Genomic DNA, 17,939 nt, shown 5'->3' with positions numbered 1-17,939 from the left:
AGAGCGCGGTCCGGCCTGTAGCGTCTAGGACGTGACTTCCTTGACGAGCGCGTATCTGACGAAGCGACGTGCGGTGGACTTCTGCCGCGTCGCTGCCGCGCTCTGTCCGTGTCCCTAGGGCGGACGGGCACCTCGAGCCCCCGCTCGCTCCCCGCGACCGGCCCTTCCCGTGCACACGACGGGGACGACCCCTCCTCCCGGAGACGGTCCTCCACAGGCCCCGGCGGACGACGACGGACGTTCACCAGCTCCGTCTCCACGCTGACGGCCTGTCTCCGTCACACCCTCCTGTGCCCCGGGACGGCTCGCCACCGCCGCGACCGCCCTACCCCACGCGTAGAGCTCCCCCTTCTCCTGTTCTGTTCCCACGGAGCAGCGATCAGGGCTGGGGAAGCCGCCTGAGACCCCTGTTCCGGGCACCGCGCCCCCGGAACGCGACGCACCGACCGCACACGCGACACCGCACTTCAAACACAGGAGGTTCCCCATGAGCCGCTCCGACGTCCTTGTGGACGCCGACTGGGTGGAGGCTCACCTGGACGACGCCAACGTCGTTCTCGTCGAGGTGGACGAGGACACGTCCGCCTACGACAAGGGCCACATCCCCGGCGCCGTCAAGATCGATTGGAAGACGGACCTCCAGGACCCCGTCCGCCGCGACTTCGTGGACCAGACCGGTTTCGAGAAGCTGCTGTCCGCCAAGGGCATCGGCAACGACGACCAGGTCATTCTGTACGGCGGCAACAACAACTGGTTCGCGGCCTACGCCTACTGGTACTTCAAGCTCTACGGCCACGACAACGTCCGTCTGCTCGACGGCGGCCGCAAGAAGTGGGAACTCGACTCCCGCGAGCTCGTCGAGGAGGTCCCGGAGCGGGCCGCCACCGAGTACAAGGCCAAGGAGCAGGACTCCTCGATCCGCGCCTTCCGCGACGAGGTCGTCGAGGCCATCGGAACCAAGGACCTGGTCGACGTCCGCTCGCCCGACGAGTTCACCGGCAAGCTGCTGGCCCCCGCGCACCTGCCGCAGGAGACCTCGCAGCGCCCGGGCCACATCCCGACCGCGCGCAACATCCCGTGGGCCAAGACGGCCAACGAGGACGGCACCTTCAAGACCGCCGAGGAACTGCGCGAGCTCTACACCGAGGCCGGGGTGGACCTCGACAAGGAGATCATCGCCTACTGCAGGATCGGTGAGCGCTCCTCGCACACCTGGTTCGCCCTGCACGAGATCGTCGGCCTGGAGAACGTCAAGAACTACGACGGCTCGTGGACCGAGTACGGCTCCCTGGTGGGCGTGCCGGTCGAGCTCGGAGAGGCGGAGGCCAAGTGAGCGACACCTGCGGAGCACCCGAGGGCGGCGTGGCACTGGCCGACGTCGACGCTGGCAACCAGGCGGTCATCCAGGGTACGGTGACCCGTGACGGTCAGCCCCTGCGCGGCGCCTACGCCCGGCTGCTGAACGAGTCCGACGACTTCGTCGGCGAGGTCGCCACCGGCGACGAGGGCACCTTCCGCTTCTTCGCCGCCGACGGCGACTGGAAGGTGCGGGTGCTGGCCTCCCAGGGCTTCACCGGCGAGTACGCGGTGAAGGCCGAGGTCGGCAAGGTCATCGACGTCCAGGTCCAGGCCTGACCTAACGGACACGGCGCGAACGGCGCCGGTGCCGACGGAGCGATCCGTCCGGTACCGGCGCCGTTCCCCGTGCCCGGGGTTTCAGCGCTCCCGGGGCGGCGGAGGCGTCTCCTCCGGCACCTCGTACCGCTCGGCCAGCCCCTGGTTGGCCGCCAGCGCCCGGTCCGCCCGGCCGAGCGTCACTCGGCGGTAGAAGGCGGTGTGGAAGACGAGGACGACCACCGCGAACCCGAACCACATCAGGCCGGGGACGCCCCAGTCCTGTGCGTTGATGATCAGGCTCAGGGCGCTGCCGAACACGAACAGGCCGATCCCCGTGTGGTACCAGGGGTTCTCCAGCCGACGGCGCAGGTCCTCGGCCACCCTGACGGTCAGATGGGCCAGCTCGGGGTCCGGCGCCGTAGCACCGTGGCGCAGGTACGGGCTGACCCGCGTGCGCTCCGCACTGGTCGGAGCCTGACGGGCCAGAGCCCGATCGCTCCACTCGCTGCGCTGGCCGCGCCGGTTCCAGAGGAATGCCAGCAGCATGCAGACGAAGGCGGCGGTGAGGAAGACCAGGGGGATCAGCTTCAGCGCGAGGATGTGTCCGGGCACGGGAACTCCTTCGCCAGGTCGCGGTTGGTCTCGACCGCCCAGGCGCTCCGCCGCAGCACGTGTATTCGGTAGACCGGCAGGGCCAACGCCACAACGAGGAGCGCCGCGGCCGTGACCAGTGCGGGAAGCGGGGCGAGTCGGTCGGTGATGGCGAGGAACCCGCCGAACAGCGGCGCCAGGAACACGGCGTTCCAGGCAGCCCAGGGGTTCTCCCAGTCATCGTAGCTCTGCGCGGCCCAGTGGCAGACGAGCAGTGCGAGCCTGGGGCTCTCCGCGCGCTCTCCCCGCCGGATGAGGCGTTCGGCTCGCCGGTGCCGCTCGGCGATGTGCGGACCGTTCCCCTCCCGCCGGCGCCCGGCGAGGTGCTGACGGTGCCCGAAACCGCGCGCCGGCCCCATGACCTGGAACGGCGTGAACCCGCGGCGCCGGTTCCAGATCGCACCCGCCACCGTGCACACGAGCACCCCCGCCACCGAGAGCACCATCAGTACGCCCAGAACCGTCTCGGACATCGAACTCATTCCGGTACCTCCTCCCGGCGGGACCGCGCCCGGTCGAACTGGGCGGCCAGAGCCCGGTTGAGTTCCAGCGCGAGTTCGGCGTTCGCGCGCCGCCTGCGCGCGTGCCGCTCCGCCAGGACACCGAAGACGACCGTCAGGCCCAGGACGGCGGTCAAGAACCCCAGGGAGAACACGGCACTGTCAGCCGTGGTGAGGCTTTGGTGGATGACCATCGGCGTCTGGGCCATCGGCAGGAGCACGTAGCCACGGGACCGCCAGGGGTTCTCGCGCAGCGGTAGTTCCCGCTCGGCGAGCCGGTGTGCCACGTAGGCCGTGGCCGGATCGTCCGCTGCCCGCCCGTCCCGGACGAGCTGGGCCGCCCTGGTCCGGATCCCGGAGAAAGGGGTGCCGAAGCGGGTCAGCTCGGGGTCGACGAGCGGGGGTTCCTCCGGTTCACCGTGCTCCCTGACCCATCTGCGTGACAGCACGACCGTCACCAGGAAGGCCGCGAAGAAGCCGAGAGCGAGGACGATGACCAGTACCTGCGCCAGCAGATCCACCGTGTCGGGTCACCTCTCTCCGTTCGGATCGGTTTCGACCACGGGCGTGAGGAGGATCTGCGGGAGTGACATGTGCGCTCACCTGCCAGTGGTGTCTGTGGTCAGTGGGGCTTGCGGAGCTGTTCCCAGACGTCCCTGCCGTCGTCGGGTGGGCCCGGCGCCCGCGCGGCGAGTTCCTCGTTGGCCTCCATCGCCCGGCGGGCGCGCGGCACGGCGCCGCGTCAGGGGGTGGTACACGGCCAGTGCCGCGATCACGGGCAGGAACACGTACAGGACACCCGCGGAGGCGTTCCCGGCCACGGTCATTTTGGTGATGTTGAACAGCAGCGCCGCGATGAACAGGAAGTAACCGAACCGCTGCCAGGGGTTCTCCCACGGGCGGAGGTCCTCCCGGGCGGTGGCGACCGTCAGGCGGGCCAGTTCGGGGTCTGGGGCGGTCTCGCCGGAGCGCAGGTACGGCCTGGCTCTGCGGCGGTCCGCGCGCGGGGGAGCCCGGGCGGCCAGTTCCCGCTGCTTTCGCTTCGAGCGGCCGCGCAGGCGGTCCCAGCGGGCCTCCAGACCCATACAGATGACCGCTGCGGTCAACAGCAGGACCGCGGTTACCAGGGCCGGGCTGGTCAGGGTCGGTTCCTGGATGGGGGTTCACTTCCTCGGAGTGAAGGGTTCGGGGGTTTCTCCTTCCCCCGTTCCCATGCCCGGGCCGCGCCGGATCAACACCGGACGCGCCGGGCGTGTCCGACGTGCGAGGTGGGGGCGGGTTTTCCACAGGTGGGGGCTCGGGGCTGGAAAGCGGTGGTCCGCCCTGATTCACTGATCATCAAGGTCACGTCGTCCGACAGCGGCCGGACACCCCCCGTGTCCGTTCCGGCGGGCGGACGCGGCCCGTGGCAAGCACGCCGGGCGCTGGCTTCCCAGCCCCGTCTCCGACCCCCCGGCCGGAGCCCCGCGTGAAGGAATCCCCGGCGGCCCCTCTCCGCCGCCGGTCAGGAGGTGTTCGGACGGTGCCCACACCACGGTCCTCGGCGGCCGCGGCCAGCACGCCACGAGGTGAGACGGGACGCACCTACCTCGGCTGGCGGCACAAGGTCGTGCTGCCGCCGCCGGGACCCGCCCCGCGCCGCCCCGCGCCAGCGGACGCGGAGACACTCAGCGAGGAGTGGATCGCCGGGCAGCTCGACAGCGAGAAGCAGACCAACCGGCCGCTCTACTTCGCCTTGGGCGGGCTCGGGCTGTTCGCCCTGCTCTGCCCGCTGCTGTGGACGCTGCGCATCCTCCCGGGCAGCCTGGCCCTGGGCGGGGTGTTCGCCTGCATGGCGATCGCCGCGCCGGTGGTCTTCGCGCTCGTGCAGAGCAGACAGGTCGTGGCGACCAGACTCGAACGCGCCAAGGAGCGGCTGGAGCAGGAGCGGGCCGAACGGGAGCGGGCCCTGCACGACCAGCAGCGCGAACACGCACGCCGGTACACCGAGTGGCGGGCCGCCGCGCGCGCCTACGAGGCCCAGCCACGTTGGTACGGGATGACCGTGCCGCCCGGGACCTCGGCGGTGATCGTGGTCGGCGGCACCGACGCGGGATGGTCGGCGCTGCTCACCACCATCGGGGTCTCACGGCTCCGTGAGGGCGGCGACCTCACCGTCGTGGACCTCACCGGCCACGCGGTCGCCCGCGAACTCGTCCGCCTGGCCCGGCGCTGCGCCGTGCAGCCCAGACAGTGGGTGCTCCCCGCCGACCTGCCCCGAATGACCCTGGGCACCAACCTGGACGCCGGGCAGCGCGCCAGAATCCTGTCCGCGGTCGCCGCCGCCTCCGGTCAGCTGGAGGAGGTGGACGCGGACGAAACCCTGCTGCTGCGGCTGCTGGAGGTGCTCGGGGCGGACGTGGGCATCGCCCGGCTCATCGGCGGCCTGCGCGCCCTGGTGACCCCGGAGGAGGACGCCGCCGAGGACGACCCGGCCCTGGCCCTGCTCACCCAGCGCGAGCGCGCCCGGGTGCGGGAGCGCTGCGCCGACGACCCCGGGGTGCGTGAACGCGCCTGGGCGCTGGAGAACCGGCTCAGCCCTTTCGAGGCGGTCGGCACCAGAGCCGACGACGGCGCCTACGCGCAGGTCAAGATCATTTCCACGGACCGCGCCTCGGGGGCGACCGCGGCCCGGGTCTACGGGACCTACGCCGTGGCCGCGCTCAGCGAACTGCTGGAGGCCCGGGCTCCCGAACCGGTCTCCGTCGGCGGTCGGACACCCCGGGTGCGGCCCGACCGCACCCGAAGCGTGGTGGTCTGCGGGGCCGAGACGCTCCCGGCCGAGGAGGTGGACCAGGTGTTGGCCGCCGCGGCGGAGGGCGGGGTCGAGGTGGTCCTGATGTTCCGCACGGCCGTCCCCGCGGCCCTGGAACGCTTCTCCGACCCCGGGTGCCTGCCGGTCGTGATGGCCCAGCACAGCGGTGCGGCGGAGGTCGCCGACGCGGTCGCGGCGGTGCCCCGGCCCGCCGAGGGCGACCCGCAGCGACTGGAGGTGCACCGGCTCACCGAGGTCATCGGTGCCGCGGTGGGCGGGGCGGTCGCCGAACCGGACGGAGCCGAAGCCGGGGAGGGCGCCGACGAAGACCTCCTCTTCCCCTCCCCGCACACCGAGTCCGGTGCGGTGATCCGCAACGCCGCCGCCGCGATCGCCCCGCTCGACCTGGTCCGCCATGTGAGATCCGCCACGGCCTGGGGGCGGGCGACAGTCCAGGCCGCGGAGCTCGACACCCCCGTCAGCGCCGACGCGGAGGCGGGGCCGAGTGTCCGCGGTACCGGCCTGGACGCCGAGGCGCTGCGCGAGCTGCCGTCCACGGCCGCCCTCGTCCTTGCCCCGGACGGGCCGGTCGTCACGGACACCAATCCGGGTATCCTCGCCCTGTCCACGGCCACGTTGGCCACGGTGGAGGACTCCCGGAACACCGGTACCGGCGGGGACGCCGGGCACAGTGGTGCCTCCGGCCCGGACGCTGAGGGCCCGGGCCGCCGGGGGAGCCCCGAGCCGGGCTCCGAGGCCGGCAGACCCCGGATCACCGCTCCGGACGGCAGACCCCTGACCGACGCACCGGGGGGCTCCGGCAAGGCCGACGGCTCCGCGGCCCCGAAGCCGGTCGGGGCGGCCGACCGGGTCGACCCGGAGCGGGTCCCGCCCAACCTCGGGCCGCCACCCCAGCGTTTGGACTGGCGGGTCTGAGGGCCGGTGGACAATAGGCTTGGCCCGACACATCGCCCGCCGCCGAAGCGCGTCCGTGCGGGTGATCTAGCGATCGTGGAGAAATGATGAGCGAGCTTCCCTTGCGCGCCCAACTGGCCTCGGTACTGGGCAGGAGCGCAGCGAGCCTGTCCAGGGCCACCGGACGCGGAGACGGCTCCGTCATCGGGGGGCGCGTCGCCCTCAAGGTGGAACCGGACCTGCTCGCCAAGCTCGCCCAGGGCCGACGCCTGGCCCTGGTCAGCGCCACCAACGGCAAGACGACCACGACCCGGCTCATCGCGCAGGCCCTGCGCGAGTTCGGTGACGTGGCCACCAACGAGTACGGCGCGAACATGCCCACCGGGCACATCACGGCGCTGTCCGACAACAAGTCGGCGGTCAACGGCGTGCTGGAGGTGGACGAGAAGTACCTCCCGCAGGTCCTCAAGGCCACCAACCCCTCCTTCGTGGTCCTGATGAACCTGAGCCGCGACCAGATGGACCGCGCCTCGGAGATCAACCTGCTCGCGAAGAAGTGGCGCACCGCTCTGGCGCAGACCGACACCCACGTCATCGCCAACGCCGACGACCCGCTCGTGGCCTGGGCGGGGCTGGGTGCCCCGAACGCCACCTGGGTGTCGGCCGGGCAGCGCTGGAAGGAGGACTCCTGGTGCTGCCCCGAGTGCGGGGGTCACCTCAAGCGCGACGTCGACCCGCACTGGGAGTGCCCCGAGTGCGGTCTGGCCCGGCCCCGGGCCACGTGGGCGGTGGACAACGCCAACGACACCCTGGTCGCCCCCGACGGCCAGGAGCTCAAGCTCCGGATGAACCTGCCCGGGGACGCGAACCGCGCCAACGCCGCGATCGCGGCGGCCACCGCCGCCGGGTACGGCATGCACCCCGAGCGCACCCTCGAACGGTTGCGCGAGGTCACCTCGGTGGCCGGTCGCTACACCTCGGTGGTCACCATGGGCGTCGAGGTCCGACTGCTGCTCGCCAAGAACCCGGCCGGGTGGCTGGAGTCCTTCGCCGTCCTGGATCCGCCCCGCGTCCCCGTGATCCTCGGCGTCAACGCGCAGATCCCCGACGGCAAGGACACCTCCTGGCTCTGGGACGTGGACTACACGGTGCTGCGCGACCGCAGGGTGTTCGTCATGGGCGAGCGCCGCACGGACCTCGCGCTGCGCCTGGAGACCGACGGGGTCCCCTTCGAGGTCGCCGACCGCGTGGACGAGGTGCTCGGCAAGCTCAAGGCCGAGCGCCCCGACATCACCAAGGTCGACGTCATCGCCAACTACACAGCCTTCCAGCAGATCCGCACGGCGTACGGCCGCGTCCAGTAGGAGGACTCCCATGTCGAACACCAGCAGCGCCCTGCGGATCGTGTGGATCTACCCCGACCTGCTCAGCACCTACGGGGACCAGGGCAACGTCCTGATCCTCAAGCGCCGCGCCGAACTGCGCGGCATCCCCACCGAGATCGTGCACGTCCACTCCAGCGACCCGGTGCCCGAGCAGGGCGACGTCTACCTGCTCGGCGGCGGCGAGGACCGGCCGCAGATCCTGGCCGCCGAGCGGCTGCGCGCCGACGGCGGGCTGGCCCGGGCCGCCGCGCGCGGCGCGTGCGTCTTCGCGGTCTGCGCGGGCTACCAGATCATCGGTGAGAGCTACGGCGACGACGAGGCCAACCCGCTCCCGGGAGTGGGCATCCTCGACATCCGCAGCAACCGCGGTCAGACCCGTGCCGTGGGCGAGATCGTCGCCGATGTCGACCCCTCCTTGGGGGTCGGGCGGATCACCGGTTTCGAGAACCACCAGGGCCGCACCGAGATCGGCCCGCAGGCCCGCCCGCTGTCCACCACGGTGAAGGGCATCGGCAACGACGACCGCACCGAGGGCGCCTATCAGGGCCAGGTCCTGGGCACCTACCTGCACGGCCCGGCCCTGCCGCGCAACCCGCAGCTGGCCGACCTGCTGCTGCGCTGGCGCGTGGGTCAGCTGAACCCGCTGCCCCCGTCCTGGGGTGAGCGTCTGCACGAGGAGCGCCTGGCCGCCGCCCTGCGGTAGGTCTCGAACACCTCGGAGCCCGGTGGAGCCCTCCACCGGGCTCCGTCGTGTGTAAAGAGGGTACAGGTCCGGAATGTCATGCCGGTGATCCGTGTCACACGGGTATGGGTTTCAACGATCCCCGAACCCCGCAGCGGGGGCGGGCCGCCGCGGCGGTGCGCACCCTCGCCATCCCTGTCGCGGTCCTGCTCGCCGGGGCGGTGTGCGCGGTCACCCTGGTCGCGCTGAGCGTGGTGACCGTGCCGGACGCGCGGGTGGTGCTCGGCGAGGACGAACCGGCCGCGGCGCCCGCGCCGGACGAGGGACCCGAACCCGCGGAGGAATTCACCGAGGAGCCCGCGCCCCCGCCTGCGGAGGAGCCCGCTCCCGAGCCCTCAGATGAGCCTGGGGCGGCTGAGGGCGCCGAGGGGGCGGAGGAGCCCGCGCCGGAGCCCGCGCCCGAGCCGAGCCCCGCTCCGGAGCCCGAGGAGCCCGGGGGGCCGGCGGCGGCCGAGCCGGAGTCCGTACCGCCCTCCGCCTACGACGGGTCCACCACGTCGGTGGGCGTCTTCCGGGTGGTGGTCGAGACGGCCTACACCGACGCGACCATCACCAACGGCACGGGATCCTACGCCGAGGCGCCCGCGGGCTGGGAGTACCACATCTACCGGCTCAACGTCACCAACGAGGGTTCGTCCCCGGTGATCTTCGACAGCTCCGGCACCGTGGGCACCACCACCGACGGCCGACGGTTCGTCAACGACATCGACGCCGAGCACACCGTGGCCTACGACTACTTCTGGTTCGAGATCGACCCGGGCGAGACGGTCACCACGCACATCATGTTCCTGGCGCCGGTCGGCACCGAGTTCGCGCACGTCCTGGTGGCGGGCCAGAGCGACCTGCGCCCCGGCTGACGCCTGGGGCGCTGCTCCGGCCCGGCCCCGGCTACCGGGGCTTGCGGCGGAAGTCGTCGAGGTCGGCGTTGGCGCCGGTGTCCGGGTCCACCACGACCTCCTGGCCCGCGGCGATGCCGTCGACCACCAGGTCCGCGTCCACCGGGGCGGTGCGCTTGACCAGGCCGAGGGCGATCGGGCCCAGCTCGTGGTGCCGGGCGGAGGTGCCCACCCGGCCGACCTTGCGCCCGCCCAGCTCGATGTCGCCGCCCAGCACGGGCAGCCGCTCGACGGTCCCGTCCAGGTGCAGCATCACCAGGCGGCGCGGCGGGCGGCCCAGGTTGTGCACCCGCGCCACCGTCTCCTGACCCGGGTAACAGCCCTTCTCCAGGTGCACCGCGGAGCCGATCCAGTTCATCTCGTGCGGGATGGAGCGCTCGTCCGAGTCCAGTCCGGGCCTGGCGCGGTGCGCGGCGATCCGGTGGGCCTCGTAGGGCCACATGCCCGCCGGACGGGCTCCGGCCGCGGTGAGCTTCTCCGCCGCCGCCACCAGGCCCTCGGAGGGCACGAACAGGTCGATCTCCTCTCCGGCCGGCCGGCTCGGCACGTCCTCGACCGCACCCGCCACCCGTGAGCGCTCCGGGCCCAGCACCGTGAGCACGGAGTAGGAGTCGGAGAGGTCCTCGACCTCCACCCGCAGCATGAACACCATGGAGTCCAGGAACTCGGCCAGCCCGGGGCCGCCGCCGGGCTCGGTGTGCACCCACGTCGCCTCGCCGTCGTCCACCAGGGACAGGTGGTGGCGCAGGTGCCCGCGGGCGTCCAGGACCAGCGCCTCGGTGGCCGTACCGGGGGCCAGGTCCCGGGTCAGCTGGCTGGTGATGTCGTCGAGCCAGCCCAGGCGGTCGGGCCCGCTCACCCGGACCACGCCCCGGTTGCTCCGGTCGACCCAGGCGCTGGAGCGCTCCATGGCGCGGGCTTCGTGCGAGGGGTCGCCGTAGTGCGCGGCGACGTCGGAGTCGGGGCTGTCGGCGCTCACGGCACCGGGTGTGGTCAGCAGCGGCGAAGTCATACCAGCGAGGTTATCCGGCCCGCGGAAGGTTCGGAGAGCACCCCTTTGACCTGGGGATACAGATCACGAAAAAACATTTGCCCCACCCCCGCCACGGGACGTACCTTCGGAAGCACGCAGGAAAGGAGGTGGTCCGAGAAATGATTGACTCTAGGACTGGCGAGGTGGCCGTCCGCTAGGGCGACGCTGAGCATTCGCTCGACGTCGCTCGTGCGAATCCCTGACGGACACCCGAACCCCGGGCTGCCGGACCTTGTCCGACCGGCTCCGCACGATGCGGAAGACAGCCCGGGGTTCGTCTCTGCCCTGGACGACTACTCGCCGTCAGGTCCTGACTTCTTGCCGTTGGCCTTCTTCAGCTGCGCCGACATGTACGAGCGCAGGTCGTGGCCGCGCGCGGCCAGGTCCCAGGCGTAGCCCAGGGTGTCGCGGTTGTCACCGAACAGCCCGTAGAGGCGGTGCGAGGCCTGGACCTCCAGGCCGGTGATGGTGTGCATCACCGCGTTGGTGGCCATCTCCACCCGGTTCGCGAACACGTTGCCCAGGTAGGACTCGATGAAGCCCTCGTTGTGGGCGATCAGGACTTCCAGGTGGATGATGTTCTTGTCGTCGTCCTTGGCGTAGGTGGCGCTGTCCTCCGCGGACAGGGCGCGCCAGTAGCCGGACTCCTCCGTGATGAGCTCACCGAGCGTTCCGTCGGCCTTCATCCGCCAGGCCCTGCTCCGGTAGTCCAGATAGGGCGCACCGTCCCTGACGGTGAACTCGACCTCCTGTCCGAACTGGAGCTCTTCCTCGTCGGCGTAACCGGCGACGCCGACGCCCTCCCAGCGCCCGAACAGGAACGACAGTTTCTCCAGATCGGGGTGTACCTCAGCGTCCATAACCTCTGAGCCTAGCGGCGCCGCGGACATGACGGCGACGGCCTGCCTGAGAGCGCCTTCCGTGCTACCGGGGAGCCTTGGACTGGACATGCCCAATTGGCCCCACTTTCCCGGAGAACTGGTAAAGATTGTCAGCAGACGCGGCGCGGCCACGGGGCTCACCGCCCGCCGTCGTCCTCGACCTCCGACGCGCTTACAAAGGGGCTGCCTGTGCTAATGGTGATCGGTGTGGCGCTGCTCGTCGTCGCGGTGGTCCTCCTGCCGCTGACCGTGGTCGGAACGCGCCGCTGGCTGCGTCAGCGCGGGCTCGCCCAACTCCTCCCCAGCGCCCTGGCCGCCCGGCAGGGCCAGCGTGTGACGCTCACCGGTGTGGCCGCCCCCGGCCCAGCCGGGCCCATCGAGTCCGGTCTGGCCGGATCGGAGTGCGTTTGGCACGGCCACGAGGTGCTCCGCCACTACCGCCCGCTCGCCCGTGACCAGGCCGAGGGCTCGGTCAGTGAACGCGCCTGCGACTCCATCGCCGACTACGGTTCCGGCGACCTGTTCGGCCTGGTCGCCGAGGGTCGCCCCGGTGACGCCCAGCGCATCTACGTGGACCCCGAGGGCGCCGAACCCCGCGATCCCGAGCTCTGCCTCAAGCGCCTGGTCGGCCGCCCCCAGCCGGGTGTGGCCGCGGCCGCCGACGACCTCCTGCCGCGCGTGCGCGGCCGGATATCGGGCGTCTTCCGGGGCGAGACCATCGAGTTCGAGTACCGCGAGTGGATCATCCGCCCGGGCGCGCGCCTGCGCGTGTCCGGTGAGCTCAGCGTCCGGGACGGCCGGGTGGTGCTGGTCGCTCCGGAGGGCGGCTCGCTCGGCGTCGAGCACGGTGTGGCGGAACGCCCGGCCCGGGTATCGCCCCGCCGCCGGGAGGCTCTGCTGCTCCTGGCCGCCTTCGCCGTCTGCGCGATCGCGGGGGCGGTCCTGACCGCCGTCGCGCTCTCAGTAGGCTGACCCCATGACTCGTTCCCTGGTGATCAAGGTCACCGCCGGTGAGGACTCCCCGGAGCGGTGCAACCAGGCCTTCACCGTCGCGGCGGCCGCGGTCGCCAGCGGTGTGGCCGTGTCCCTCTGGCTGACCGGGGAGTCCGCGTGGTTCGCGGTACCCGGCCGGGCCGAGGAGTTCGAACTCCCGCACGCGGCCCCGCTCCAGGACCTGCTGGCCGCCGTGCTCGCCGCGGGTCGGGTGACGGTCTGCACCCAGTGCGCCGCCCGCCGGGACCTCGCCCAGGGGGACCTGATCGGGGGCGTGCGCATCGCGGGCGCGGCCACCTTCGTGGAGGAGACCCTCCAGGACGGCGCCCAGGCCCTGGTCTACTGACCCGCCCCGCGCTTTCCGGCCCTTCGCCGACCCGGGCTGCCTTCGCCGCCTCCGGACATGGCCGTTCCGCCCCCGGATACGACTGTGCCCGCGCCGACCAGGGCACGGGCACAGGGTTGCGGATGCGGGTCCGGGCTACTTCTTGCCCTGGTTGGCGACGGCCTCGATGGCGGCCTCGGCGGCCTCCGGGTCGAGGTAGGCGCCGCCCGGCTTGGTTGGCTTGAACTCGTCGTCCAGCTCGTACAACAGCGGGATGCCGGTGGGGATGTTCAGTCCGGCGATGTCGGCGTCGCTGATCCCGTCCAGGTGCTTGACCAGGGCGCGCAGCGAGTTGCCGTGCGCGGCGACCAGGACGGTCTTGCCCGCGGCCAGGTCCGGCACGATGTTGTCGTACCAGTACGGCAGGGCGCGGTCGAGGACGTCCTTGAGGCACTCGGTGCGCGGCAGCAGCTCCGGCGGGAGCAGGTCGTAGCGCGCCTCCCCGGACTGGGAGTAGGGGTCGTCGTCGGCGATGGGCGGCGGAGGCGTGTCGTAGGAGCGGCGCCAGGTCATGAACTGGTCGTCGCCGTACTCCTCCCGGGTCTGAGCCTTGTCCTTGCCCTGGAGGGCGCCGTAGTGGCGCTCGTTGAGGCGCCAGGAGCGCTCGACCGGCAGCCAGTGCAGGTCGGCGGCGTCCAGCGCGAGGTTGGCGGTGCGGATCGCGCGCTTGAGCAGCGAGGTGTGCAGGATGTCCGGGCTCACCCCGGCGGCCTTCAGAAGCTCGCCGCCGCGGCGCGCCTCCTCCTCGCCCCGCGCGGACAGGTCCACGTCCACCCAGCCGGTGAAGAGGCCCTTCGCGTTCCAGACACTCTCACCGTGTCGAAGCAGTACCAGAGTTCCCATGGGGACCAGCCTAGCCAGCCCGCCCCGGTGGTCGTTCCCCGGCGGGCCCCTACTCGCCCTACTGCTCGGTAGCGGGGTCGATCATGTCCTCGGTCACGTTCTCCCTGGCGCGCTCGGCCGGTGGGTCGGCCAGGTGGGCGAAGGCGCGCAGGTTGCGGGTGTCGTGGCCGCGGGAGGTCCGCCACTCCCACTCCTTGCGGATCGCCGTGGCGAACCCCAGTTCCAGCGCGGTGTTGAAGCCCTCGTCGGTGTAGGTGAGCACACAGCCCAGCAGCCGGTCCACCTCCGCCGGGGTCACCCCGCCCAGCGGCAGCCGGCCGCGGATGTACACGTCGCCGACGTCGTCGGAGACGAACGCCATCCCGTACATGTCCGAGCTGCGCCGGGTCAGCCACTGGTAGAAACCGGCGTGGTTCTCGTCCGGCTGTCGGCAGAAGAACGAGGTCAGCGTGAGGCTGTGCGGGCCTGCCTCCAGCCACACCATGGTCTTGAGCTTGGCGGTGCCGGGGAGCGTCACCAGGAACGACCCCTCACGCGGGCACTCGACCTCCAGTCCGGCCTCCGCCACGGCCTCGGTGATCGCCCTGACGGCGCTCTCGCGCTCGGTTTCCGTTCCCAAGTCCTCGCCTCTCGTCGCTTCGGTTCGGTCGGCTGCTTCGGCTCCGCTCACCGTGTTCGCTCCTGTTCGAGGTCACCTGCAGGCTGCGAGGCCGAGCTCGCGCGGGGTGAGAGCGTCCCGGTACAGGTCCAGCAGTTCGTCCACGGTCCGCGACCACCCCAGGGTGGCGGCGTGCCGGGGCGCCGCCTCGGCCAGCCTGGCACGCCAGGCCGGTTCGGCGATCATCCGGTGCAGTTCGGCGGCGTAGTGCCGGGGGTCGTGCCCGTCCACCAGGACCCCGGAGACCCCTGCCGAGACCGCCGTGCTCAGCCCGCCCACCCGGGCGGCCAGCACCGGGGTGCCACAGGCCTGCGACTCCACGGCCACCAGTCCGAAGGACTCGGAGTAGGAGGGGACCACGGTCGCGGTCGCGGCCCGGTAGTAGTCGGCCAGGCGCTGGCGGTTCTGCGGCGGCTCCATCCGCACCACGTCGGCCACGCCCAGCGAACGCGCCAGGTCGGTGAGCAGCTGGGGTTCGCGCTTGCCGCCCCCGGACAGCCCGCCGACGATCCCGACCACCAGGCGCGAGCGCAGTGAGGGGTCGCGTTCGAGGAGTTCGGCCGCGGCGCGGATGAGCACGTCCGGGGCCTTGAGCCGCTGGACCCGGCCCACGAACAGCAGGAGTTCGGCGTCGCGGGGCAGCCCGATCCGGTCCAGGGCCGCGGCGCGCGGACCCGGGGTGAAGGTCTCCAGGTCCACGCCGGGCGGGATCGTGCTGATCTGCTCGTTGCGGGCGCCGTAGAAACCGGTGAGCTGGCGCGCCTCGTCGTCGGTGTTGGCGATGAGCCGGTCGGCCTGGCGGACCAGCTGGTCCTCACCGCGCACCCGCGCCTCGGGTTCGGGGGCGTCGCCCGCGGCCAGGGCGGCGTTCTTGACCCGCGCCATCGTGTGCATGGACTGCACCATGGGCACCCCCCAGCGGCGGGCGGCCACGACGCCCGCCTTGCCGGACAGCCAGTAGTGGCCGTGCACGAGGTCGTAGTGGCCCGGCTCTCCCTGGGCCTCGGCGCGCAGCATCCCGAAGATGAACGGGCACAGGTGGTCGGCGAGGGTGTTCTTGTCCAGGTGGCCGTAGGGCCCGGCGGGCACGTGCCGCACGTTCACCCCCGGCGCGAGCTCGACCACCGGGGGGAGGTCGGGGCTGGTCGCCCGGGTGAACACGTCCACGGCCACGTTGCGCTCGGCCATCCGGCGCGCCACCTCGACCACGTACACGTTGAGCCCGCCGGCGTCACCGGTGCCGGGCTGGTCCAGCGGGGAGGTGTGCAGACTGACGGTCGCGACCCTCGAGGGGATCGAGGGGGCCGTCGTCTGTTCTCCCATCGGTACGGGTCCGGCCACCGGTGGATCCTCCAGGTCGTGTGCGCAACATGTGTGCGAGCCGTAGTCGTCAACAGCGACGAAGGTACACACTGTTCCCCACCGGACCGTCCGAGGGGGCCGGGGTTGACCCGGCCGGGATCACGGTGTAGACGCCCAACCGGCGACCAGGAAGTCCACGGTCTCGGGGAAGGTGCGCTTCCAGGTGGCCAGGTCGTGCCCGCCGCGCGGCCGGATCGTGGCGACCGTCATACCGTGCTCGGTGAGCAGCCCGGAGAAGCGCTCGGCCTCGCCGTGGATGCTCCCGTCCTGGAGCGGGGTGTGGTCCTCGCGCCCCTCCACCAGCATGAACCGCAGGTCACGCACGTCCTCCGAGTCCAGGAGGCGGTCGGGGGAGTGCGGGTCGGCGTCCTCACCGAAGGTTCCGTGGGGGTCGTCCACCCGGAAGTACCCGCCCCAGCTGGCCACCTGGGAGTAGAGGTCGGGGTTGCGCAGGGCCAGGGCGGCGGCGCCGTAGCCGCCCATGGAGAAACCGCCGATCGCGCGCAGCGACCGCGGCCGCGGGTACTCGCCTTCGACCGCGGCCACGGTGGCGCCGGTGACGAAGCTCTCCAGTGCGAACCGGCCGTCGTGGGCGTCGCCCCATTCCGTGGTGGCCCCGCCGCTCTCCTGCCCGTACGGGGCGGCGATGACGAACTCGACCCCCGTACGGCACATCTGCTGGTCCAGGCGGGCACCCACGTCGGCGTCCATGAGGGTGCGGTGGCTGGAGGCGGAACCGTGCAGCAGATAGAGGACGGGCAGGTCGGCGCTGTCCGGGCCGGGCGGGCGGCGGATCCACAGGGCGCGCCCCTCCTCCTCGGGCGCACCGGGGTCCGGCAGCGTGACGACCTCGTCGCGGCCGGGCTCCGCGCAGACCGCGACCTGCCCGGGGTGGGGGATGGGCGCTGGGGTGGAGCCCGCTTCGGGCGGAAGGGCCAGGTGGCCGTGGGCCAGCTCCGGCGCGGGCGCGGTCAGGTGGTGCCCGAACCGCTCCGCCAGACCCTCCTGCGGCGCGCTGGCCAGGGTCGCTGCGACCAGGGCGACGGCACAGGAGGAGACGAGCACGGCGGCGCGTCGGGGGAACGAGACGAACACGTCGAAGACCTCGGTGTCGGGGGCAACCGGGAACCGCGCACCACGCGGCCACGTACAGTGACCCACTGTAGTCGAGTGTGCTCTTTGCGTGTGGAATTTACGACATACCCTCGACGGCCCCCGACCTTCGGGGGTCTCTTCTCCCCGGCCCCTCCGTCAGACCGCCACCGGGTGCCGCAGCCGCAGCGGGTCCGGGTAGGGGCGCAGGTAGGTCTGGTTGCTGGCCCAGGCCACGTCCTCCGCTGAGCAGTGGTGCCGCAGCAGGGCCACCGGCAGGCTGAGCGGGGCCTGGCCCTCCCGGTACTCCTCGATCCCGGCCAGCAGGTCGTGCCTGCGTGTGTCGTCCAGCATCGGACTGATCATGCCGAAGACGTGCTGGAGCACGTTGGCGTGCTTGCCCCGGCTGGTCTTGACCGCCAGCGCCCGGTGGAAGGCCTCCGCGTACACGGAAGCGATCTCCTCGGGGGCGTCGCTGCCAGCCCGCGCCACGATCCGCCCGGTCTCCCGGTAACCGTCCGGGGAGTGGGCCATCAGCTGGAGCTTGTGCCGGGCGTGGAACTCCACCAGGTCGCGCGGGCGCCACTCCGACTCCAGCAGGGCACGCAGCCGGGAGTGCGCGAACACCCGCTCCACGAAGTGCTCGCGCAGCACCGCGTCGGACAGGCGCCCCTGCTCTTCCACCGGAAGGTGTGGCAGCAGGGCGGTGAGCCGGGCGGCGAAGGCGCCCCGGCCCGTCCCGCGCAACCGGTCGCCGTTGTCGTTGAACACCGGCAGCGCGTAGAGCCCGCAGCTCGGCGACTTGTTCTTGAGCACGTAGCCGTCCAGACGGCGCAGCTCCCGCAGGTGCCGGTCGGCGACCGCGGCCAGGTCGTCCGTATGGTCGGTGCCGTCCTTGCTGGAGATCACCCGGTCCGCGCGCCCGGTCTCCGCGCCTCCTGCCTCCGAACCCTCGGCCTCCGCGCCTCCTGCCTCCGCTCGGTCCTGGAGGCGCAGGGTCGGGCGAGGCGCGCCCAGCCCGATCTCCGCCTCCGGGCAGACCGGTAGCCAGTCCACGTGCCGGTCCAGCTCGTCGGTGAGGAACTTGTACCGTGAGTGCCCGCCGTTGTAGCGCACGGGCGCGCCGATCAGGCAGCTGGAGACCCCGACGACGGGGCGCGGGGGCGGGGGCGGGTTCTGAGCCGGGTTCATG

The 17,939-nt window shown here is 72.0% G+C and carries 20 protein-coding genes; 9 read left to right on the top strand and 11 right to left on the bottom strand.

What is annotated here, in order from left to right:
- Positions 1-31: 31 nt before the first annotated feature.
- From HNR07_RS36155 to HNR07_RS21740, 3 genes are all read left to right on the top strand, one after another.
- Complete coding sequence (locus tag HNR07_RS36155; RefSeq protein ID WP_355267795.1) at positions 32-118, top strand: putative leader peptide; 87 nt, start codon at positions 32-34, stop codon at positions 116-118.
- Positions 119-487: 369 nt separating this feature from the next.
- Positions 488-1,333, top strand: coding sequence for a sulfurtransferase (locus HNR07_RS21745; RefSeq protein ID WP_184366590.1), 846 nt, complete (start codon positions 488-490; stop codon positions 1,331-1,333).
- Complete coding sequence (locus tag HNR07_RS21740; RefSeq protein WP_184366589.1) at positions 1,330-1,635, top strand: DUF1416 domain-containing protein; 306 nt, start codon at positions 1,330-1,332, stop codon at positions 1,633-1,635. The genes HNR07_RS21745 and HNR07_RS21740 overlap by 4 nt, the downstream gene beginning before the upstream one ends.
- 81 nt (positions 1,636-1,716) lie before the next feature.
- On the opposite strand, the gene HNR07_RS21735 is transcribed toward HNR07_RS21740, so the two are convergent.
- The 4 genes from HNR07_RS21735 to HNR07_RS21720 all read right to left on the bottom strand — a co-directional run bounded on the left by HNR07_RS21735 (position 1,717) and on the right by HNR07_RS21720 (position 3,874).
- The gene (locus tag HNR07_RS21735) at positions 1,717-2,229 is read right to left on the bottom strand and encodes a hypothetical protein (RefSeq protein ID WP_184366588.1); all 513 of its coding nucleotides are present in this window, start codon (positions 2,227-2,229) and stop codon (positions 1,717-1,719) included.
- Positions 2,205-2,750, bottom strand: a complete 546-nt coding sequence (locus tag HNR07_RS21730; protein WP_184366587.1) for an ABC transporter permease — start codon at positions 2,748-2,750, stop codon at positions 2,205-2,207. Before HNR07_RS21730 ends, HNR07_RS21735 begins: the two co-directional genes overlap by 25 nt.
- A complete protein-coding gene (locus HNR07_RS21725) occupies positions 2,747-3,289 on the bottom strand; it encodes a hypothetical protein (RefSeq protein WP_184366586.1) in 543 nt (180 codons plus the stop codon). The genes HNR07_RS21730 and HNR07_RS21725 overlap by 4 nt, the downstream gene beginning before the upstream one ends.
- Positions 3,290-3,367: 78 nt before the next feature.
- Positions 3,368-3,874, bottom strand: coding sequence for a hypothetical protein (locus HNR07_RS21720; protein WP_246420429.1), 507 nt, complete (start codon positions 3,872-3,874; stop codon positions 3,368-3,370).
- Between the two features lie 416 nt (positions 3,875-4,290).
- Between HNR07_RS21720 and HNR07_RS21715 the strand changes: the two genes are divergently transcribed.
- The 4 genes from HNR07_RS21715 (at position 4,291) to HNR07_RS21700 (ending at position 9,461) form a co-directional block, all read left to right on the top strand.
- The gene (locus HNR07_RS21715) at positions 4,291-6,498 is read left to right on the top strand and encodes a hypothetical protein (protein ID WP_184366585.1); all 2,208 of its coding nucleotides are present in this window, start codon (positions 4,291-4,293) and stop codon (positions 6,496-6,498) included.
- Positions 6,499-6,584: 86 nt separating this feature from the next.
- Positions 6,585-7,841, top strand: a complete 1,257-nt coding sequence (locus tag HNR07_RS21710; protein WP_184366584.1) for a Mur ligase family protein — start codon at positions 6,585-6,587, stop codon at positions 7,839-7,841.
- A 10-nt stretch (positions 7,842-7,851) separates the two neighbouring features.
- A complete protein-coding gene (locus HNR07_RS21705) occupies positions 7,852-8,565 on the top strand; it encodes a type 1 glutamine amidotransferase (protein WP_184366583.1) in 714 nt (237 codons plus the stop codon).
- A 104-nt stretch (positions 8,566-8,669) separates the two neighbouring features.
- On the top strand, positions 8,670-9,461 hold the full coding sequence (locus HNR07_RS21700; RefSeq protein WP_221318897.1) for a DUF4352 domain-containing protein: 792 nt from the start codon (positions 8,670-8,672) through the stop codon (positions 9,459-9,461).
- A gap of 31 nt (positions 9,462-9,492) precedes the next feature.
- Here HNR07_RS21700 and ygfZ read toward each other — a convergent pair whose 3' ends face one another.
- Both ygfZ and HNR07_RS21690 read right to left on the bottom strand, forming a co-directional pair.
- Entirely contained in the window at positions 9,493-10,512 is a 1,020-nt protein-coding gene (gene ygfZ, locus HNR07_RS21695; protein ID WP_184366582.1) for a CAF17-like 4Fe-4S cluster assembly/insertion protein YgfZ, read from the bottom strand.
- A gap of 314 nt (positions 10,513-10,826) precedes the next feature.
- On the bottom strand, positions 10,827-11,393 hold the full coding sequence (locus HNR07_RS21690; protein WP_184366581.1) for a nitrobindin family protein: 567 nt from the start codon (positions 11,391-11,393) through the stop codon (positions 10,827-10,829).
- A gap of 216 nt (positions 11,394-11,609) precedes the next feature.
- Here HNR07_RS21690 and HNR07_RS21685 point away from each other — a divergent pair, with 216 nt between their 5' ends.
- Complete coding sequence (locus tag HNR07_RS21685) at positions 11,610-12,386, top strand: hypothetical protein (RefSeq protein ID WP_184372451.1); 777 nt, start codon at positions 11,610-11,612, stop codon at positions 12,384-12,386.
- Between the two features lie 4 nt (positions 12,387-12,390).
- The gene (locus tag HNR07_RS21680) at positions 12,391-12,753 is read left to right on the top strand and encodes a DsrE family protein (protein ID WP_184366580.1); all 363 of its coding nucleotides are present in this window, start codon (positions 12,391-12,393) and stop codon (positions 12,751-12,753) included.
- Positions 12,754-12,888: 135 nt separating this feature from the next.
- Here HNR07_RS21680 and HNR07_RS21675 read toward each other — a convergent pair whose 3' ends face one another.
- From HNR07_RS21675 to HNR07_RS21655, 5 genes are all read right to left on the bottom strand, one after another.
- A complete protein-coding gene (locus HNR07_RS21675; protein ID WP_184366579.1) occupies positions 12,889-13,635 on the bottom strand; it encodes a phosphoglyceromutase in 747 nt (248 codons plus the stop codon).
- A 58-nt stretch (positions 13,636-13,693) separates the two neighbouring features.
- On the bottom strand, positions 13,694-14,254 hold the full coding sequence (locus HNR07_RS21670) for a type III secretion system chaperone family protein (protein ID WP_184366578.1): 561 nt from the start codon (positions 14,252-14,254) through the stop codon (positions 13,694-13,696).
- 72 nt (positions 14,255-14,326) lie between these two features.
- Positions 14,327-15,634, bottom strand: coding sequence for a D-inositol-3-phosphate glycosyltransferase (gene mshA, locus HNR07_RS21665; RefSeq protein ID WP_184366577.1), 1,308 nt, complete (start codon positions 15,632-15,634; stop codon positions 14,327-14,329).
- 120 nt (positions 15,635-15,754) lie between these two features.
- Entirely contained in the window at positions 15,755-16,750 is a 996-nt protein-coding gene (locus tag HNR07_RS21660) for an alpha/beta hydrolase (RefSeq protein ID WP_184366576.1), read from the bottom strand.
- Positions 16,751-16,906: 156 nt separating this feature from the next.
- A complete protein-coding gene (locus HNR07_RS21655; RefSeq protein WP_184366575.1) occupies positions 16,907-17,938 on the bottom strand; it encodes a YbgA family protein in 1,032 nt (343 codons plus the stop codon).
- Position 17,939 lies beyond the last annotated feature (1 nt).

The sequence above is a fragment of the Nocardiopsis metallicus genome, from assembly GCF_014201115.1.
GTDB lineage: Bacteria > Actinomycetota > Actinomycetes > Streptosporangiales > Streptosporangiaceae > Nocardiopsis > Nocardiopsis metallicus.
Note: the sequence above shows the minus strand (reverse complement) of the source record. Positions and strands in the feature narration are given on the sequence as shown.

Excerpts from the sequence above, each read along its gene's own strand:
- ygfZ (WP_184366582.1), bottom strand. The coding sequence starts at position 10,512 with ATGACTTCGCCGCTGCTGACCACACCCGGTGCCGTGAGCGCCGACAGC.
- HNR07_RS21745 (WP_184366590.1), top strand. The coding sequence starts at position 488 with ATGAGCCGCTCCGACGTCCTTGTGGACGCCGACTGGGTGGAGGCTCAC.
- HNR07_RS21700 (WP_221318897.1), top strand. The coding sequence starts at position 8,670 with ATGGGTTTCAACGATCCCCGAACCCCGCAGCGGGGGCGGGCCGCCGCG.
- HNR07_RS21675 (WP_184366579.1), bottom strand. The coding sequence starts at position 13,635 with ATGGGAACTCTGGTACTGCTTCGACACGGTGAGAGTGTCTGGAACGCG.
- HNR07_RS21685 (WP_184372451.1), top strand. The coding sequence starts at position 11,610 with ATGGTGATCGGTGTGGCGCTGCTCGTCGTCGCGGTGGTCCTCCTGCCG.
- HNR07_RS21680 (WP_184366580.1), top strand. The coding sequence starts at position 12,391 with ATGACTCGTTCCCTGGTGATCAAGGTCACCGCCGGTGAGGACTCCCCG.
- HNR07_RS21710 (WP_184366584.1), top strand. The coding sequence starts at position 6,585 with ATGAGCGAGCTTCCCTTGCGCGCCCAACTGGCCTCGGTACTGGGCAGG.
- HNR07_RS21705 (WP_184366583.1), top strand. The coding sequence starts at position 7,852 with ATGTCGAACACCAGCAGCGCCCTGCGGATCGTGTGGATCTACCCCGAC.
- HNR07_RS21730 (WP_184366587.1), bottom strand. The coding sequence starts at position 2,750 with ATGAGTTCGATGTCCGAGACGGTTCTGGGCGTACTGATGGTGCTCTCG.
- HNR07_RS21655 (WP_184366575.1), bottom strand. The coding sequence starts at position 17,938 with ATGAACCCGGCTCAGAACCCGCCCCCGCCCCCGCGCCCCGTCGTCGGG.
- HNR07_RS21690 (WP_184366581.1), bottom strand. The coding sequence starts at position 11,393 with ATGGACGCTGAGGTACACCCCGATCTGGAGAAACTGTCGTTCCTGTTC.